Raw genomic sequence first — 2,114 nt, 5'->3', positions numbered from 1 at the left:
ATACCAGGAAAGTTGTTTTATAAGTTCAACGCCCTCGTCCTCATCCCAGAATGCGGGGATCTCGATGAGCGGAAACAGTGGTTTGATTGCAATGAGAAAATCTCGTGCAGCAGCTTTATCTTCAGGCAGAAAATTATCCAGTTCATCAATACGGTCAGGAGGCCGACCATGATGCCCGGTAGTTACGGGCATCCACATATCTATTACCCGTTTGAGCTTGCGCGGAGAGAGTGAAGATGAAGGAAGCAACTCTTCGCATCCTCTTAAATAATGATGCCACAACCAGTAGCCCAGCGTTGAATGAGAGATTTTTTCGTAATTTTTTCTGGCACCTTCCGGCCTCCTGAGTTGTGGGTGCAGGTAAAGTTGCTGAAATGAGCGGGCAAATTTTCCCGTATCGTGCCAGCACAACAACCAGGCGAAAAATTGTGCTGGCTGCTCCGTGTCAGCGAAACCTAATTGACGAAAATAGTCAGCCAACCCGAAACAGTTGTTTTTGACCATTAAATAACCCGTCGCGGCTACATCCAGCGAATGCCAGCAAAGTAGATGATAGTCGTCGCCGCCCTCTTTCTCGCCACGTCGGGTTTTTCCCCAAAAATCCCAAAAAGTCATATTAACAAAAGTCTCATCATGCCAAACCTGAATATATTTCCGCTGCATTGCTTTACAAAAGTCGAAAAAATAGTTTCACACATCTTTAATGTCTTTTCATTTCAGGACAAATAAAAAACTTCAATATTCTCCAACGCACACCTTTTTTGTATAATCCGCCATAAAACAACAATAATTTGGCAGTCTGGCTGTATGTCATATACTCTGTCGGTAAATATTCGGAAATATCACGGCACCGGTTATATTTCCCCTTATTTTGACAGGTAGTTCAGAATCCAAACAAACAATTTATTGCTGATGGAACAACTGCTGTTGTTTTCGCGGGGAACAGGGGGCATACGTAAGCGTAAAGCCAGCACAGCCTGTTATACTGATTCCCTGCAGAATAAGTTAGAACTCTGCCTGATTCAGAAGGCGTTTTCTTCATCGCATAAAAGCTGCCATGTCATTGATATACTGTTTGCCATCCCTTTCTTCATCATTAATACCGGTTACCTGAATATCAACAGGTAGGTATACCTTTTCTGAATACCTCCCCGGACGGGCTGGCAATCCCCATTCGCCTCAGCGTGGCATCTGCAGCTTTCGCTACTTCGCTGATATCCAGCTTTTCAGGTAGCGGCGGAGACGATATCTGCGCCAGACAATATTCCCGTCGCAACAACAACCACTCCCGTTGTGCTTCTGTACATTCAACATTGCCCATAACAAAAAGCCAGCGGGCAGAAGCTCTGCGCCAGTAACCTGCAGCCTCCAGTTTCTGCGCAACAATGTCTTCCACAACTTCCGGGGTACTCTTTTTCCTGCTCAAAACATTAACTCACTGAAATGTATACATATCTGACGGTCTCAGCGAACCGTCCATGCCGGGCTGAAATCCTCTTCCTGAAACAATTCCGTCAGCCCACTAATCTGTTTCAGTCTCAGCACTTCATCCTGGTCCATACCCAGCTCAGTGCCAATGCGTTCATCCGTCCAGCCCAGGCGTGAAAGGTCCCTGACAATATCAGACATTGAGGTTATCTGGTGTTTCCCCCTGGCCCGGTTATGTCGGATGGTCGCAGCAATACGAGAGGCCTGTCCCTTTCTGTCCGGATTAATACAGGTCACTGGCAACCAGCCCTTCAGACGTTCTCCCGTACCTGCTTCCCTGCCCAGTAACTGACGATGAAAACCATCCACCACCAGATAATGGTTCTTCTCCTCTGACACAACCACTGGCTGAGTGAAACCATCCTTCTCCAGGGACTGTTTCAGCAGTTTCTTCTCACCCGGCGCCATGACATTGGGGTTATAATCGTTGGCCACCACCTCATCTGCTTTCACCCACAGCACACAGTCCACAGGCTCCTGTGCAAAAGGACTGACTTCATGAAGTACCCTGCGCAGATGATTCAGGGCCTGTATGGTTTCTTCTTCAGTTCGTGCCTGGCTGAAGTACTGACGAATCATGTCGCCCAGCATCTCCGGTGTCACAGAATCCCCCATTCCTTCCTCCT

Annotated in this window: 3 protein-coding genes; all 3 read right to left on the bottom strand. The window is 47.4% G+C overall.

Annotation, left to right across the window (positions count from 1 at the left end; genetic code table 11):
• On the bottom strand, nt 1–615 hold a 615-nt coding region (locus FFT88_RS25040; protein WP_135406029.1), incomplete at its 3' end, for a CRISPR-associated endonuclease Cas3''.
• A gap of 502 nt (nt 616–1,117) precedes the next feature.
• A complete protein-coding gene (locus FFT88_RS25035) occupies nt 1,118–1,387 on the bottom strand; it encodes a PerC family transcriptional regulator (RefSeq protein ID WP_047628619.1) in 270 nt (89 codons plus the stop codon).
• A gap of 77 nt (nt 1,388–1,464) precedes the next feature.
• Nucleotides 1,465–2,103, bottom strand: coding sequence for a ParB N-terminal domain-containing protein (locus FFT88_RS25030; protein WP_135406019.1), 639 nt, complete (start codon nt 2,101–2,103; stop codon nt 1,465–1,467).
• Nucleotides 2,104–2,114 lie beyond the last annotated feature (11 nt).

Source organism: Escherichia sp. E4930 (assembly GCF_005845405.1).
Lineage (GTDB): Bacteria > Pseudomonadota > Gammaproteobacteria > Enterobacterales > Enterobacteriaceae > Escherichia.
The sequence above is the reverse complement of the archived record's forward strand: the minus strand, read 5'-3'. Positions and strand labels throughout refer to the sequence as shown.